This is a genomic window from Hansschlegelia beijingensis, assembly GCF_045505405.1.
Taxonomy (GTDB): Bacteria; Pseudomonadota; Alphaproteobacteria; order Rhizobiales; family Methylopilaceae; genus Methylopila; species Methylopila beijingensis_A.
Genome location: NZ_JBJKEX010000473.1, coordinates 1 through 1,846 on the forward strand (window position 1 = coordinate 1; position 1,846 = coordinate 1,846).

Genomic DNA, 1,846 nt, shown 5'->3' on the forward strand with positions numbered 1-1,846 from the left:
AACGGTCGCAGAACTCGCGGTAGTCCGGCCATTTGCGATCGGTGCGGAAATCCTGCGCGCCGGACTTGATCCGCCGCCCAGCGCAAGCCCCGTCAGCCCGTAGCGTTCGTCCCGCTCCACGATGGCGGCCTCGACCGTCACGCCGTCGAGGAGGCGGTCTCCGGCGCTCGCAAGCCCCGCGGCCGCGATGGTCTCCTCGATCGCGCCCGCGGCGACGATCCTGCCGCCCTCAAGCACGATGAGCCCGCGCGCGAGCCGCCGCGCCTCCTCGAGCGCGTGCGTGACGTAGAGCACCGGCAGCGAGACCTCCTGGATCAGGGCCTCCAGGAACGGCAGGATCTCGGCCTTCCGCTCGGCGTCGAGCGCCGCGAGCGGCTCGTCGAACAGCAGGGCGCGCGGGCCGGAGAGCAGCGCCCGCCCGATCGCCACCCGCTGCCTCTCGCCGCCCGAGAGCGAGCGCGGCCGCCGCGACAGCAGATGCCCGACCCCGAGGGTCTCGACCACCTGGTCGAAGGAGGGGGCGGTGGCGTCGCGCCGCCGTCTGCGGCCGAATAGCAGGTTGGAGCGCACCGACAGATGCGGAAACAGCCGGCTTTCCTGGAACACGACGCCGATCCGCCGCTTGCGGACCGGCAGGTTCACGCCGGCCCCGCTGTCGAACAGGACGGTTCCGTCGAGGTCGATATGGCCATTGTCCGGCTGCCCGAGACCCGCCACGGCGGCCACGAGGGTGGACTTGCCGGCGCCCGAGCGGCCCACGACGGCGGTCACGCCGGCCGGCGCGGCGAATGCGACGTCGAGCGAGAAGGCGCCTGCGCGGCGGCGGATGTCGACGTCCAGCATCAGCGCGCCCCCGCCGTCCGCAAGGTCCCGCTCATCCGGCGATCCGCGAAGCCAGGCGCCGCGCCAGCAGCTCGGAGGCGATGAGGGCGGCGAGCGACAGCGCGATCGCGATCAGCACGAGCTTCCCGGCGGCCGCGTCCCCGCCGGGGGTCTGGGTGAGCGTGTAGATCGCGGCCGGCAGGGTGCGGGTCTCGCCTGGAATGTTCGACACGAAGGTGATGGTCGCGCCGAACTCCCCGAGGGCCTTGGCGAAGGCCAGCACCGCCCCCGCCAGCACTCCCGGGAGCGCGAGCGGCAGGGTGACGGCGAACAACACCCCCGTCCGGCTCGCTCCAAGGGTCGCGGCCGCGTCCTCGAGCCTGCGGTCGACGGCCTCGAGCGACAGCCGGATCGCCCGGACCATCAGCGGGAATCCCATGATGCCGGCCGCGAGCGCCGCGCCCGTCCAGCGGAACGAGAACACCACGCCGCAGCACGCCTCGAGCGCCTCGCCGATCGGGCCGCGGCGACCGAAGCCGATCAGCAGCAGGTAGCCCGTCACGACCGGCGGCAGAACCAGCGGCAGATGCACGAGGCCGTCCAGCAGCGCCTTGCCCGGGAACCGTCCGCGGGCGAGCGCGAGCGCCACCAGCACCGCGAACGGCAGGCTCGCGACCGTGGCGACGCTGGCGACCAGCAGGCTCAGCCGGACGGCGACCAGGTCCTCGGGCGCGAGCCCCAGCGCGGCTGCGAGCGCGTCCAGCGATCAACTCCCCGAGGTGGGCGCGAGCACGGTGAAGCCCGCCGCCTCGAAGATCTTCCGCGCCGGCGCGGAGGCGAGATATTTCAGGAAGGCTGCGGCCTGGAGATTGTCGGAGGTCGCGAGGCGCGCCGCCGGATAGACGATCGGCGGGTGGCTGTCCGCCGGGAAGGTGCCGACGATCCGGACGCTCGGATCGGCCGCTGCGTCCGTCGCGTAGACGACGCCGAGCGGCGCCTCCCCGCGAGCGACCAGCGCCAGCGC

The 1,846-nt window shown here is 73.6% G+C and carries 3 protein-coding genes and 1 pseudogene; all 4 read right to left on the reverse strand.

Annotation, left to right across the window (positions count from 1 at the left end):
• Positions 1–70 (reverse strand): MmcB family DNA repair protein (locus tag ACIKT0_RS17695; RefSeq protein ID WP_407106657.1); only part of this gene is annotated, 70 nt, incomplete at its 3' end.
• An 8-nt stretch (positions 71–78) separates the two neighbouring features.
• A pseudogene (gene modC, locus ACIKT0_RS17700) lies at positions 79–843 on the reverse strand (molybdenum ABC transporter ATP-binding protein); the annotation flags it as partial.
• Between the two features lie 31 nt (positions 844–874).
• Positions 875–1,585 carry a molybdate ABC transporter permease subunit gene (gene modB / locus ACIKT0_RS17705; RefSeq protein ID WP_183396605.1) on the reverse strand — a complete coding sequence of 237 codons (711 nt, stop codon included), beginning with the start codon at positions 1,583–1,585 and terminating at the stop codon, positions 875–877.
• A gap of 3 nt (positions 1,586–1,588) precedes the next feature.
• Positions 1,589–1,846, reverse strand: a 258-nt coding sequence (locus ACIKT0_RS17710; RefSeq protein ID WP_407106656.1) for an extracellular solute-binding protein, incomplete at its 5' end; no start/stop codon positions are given.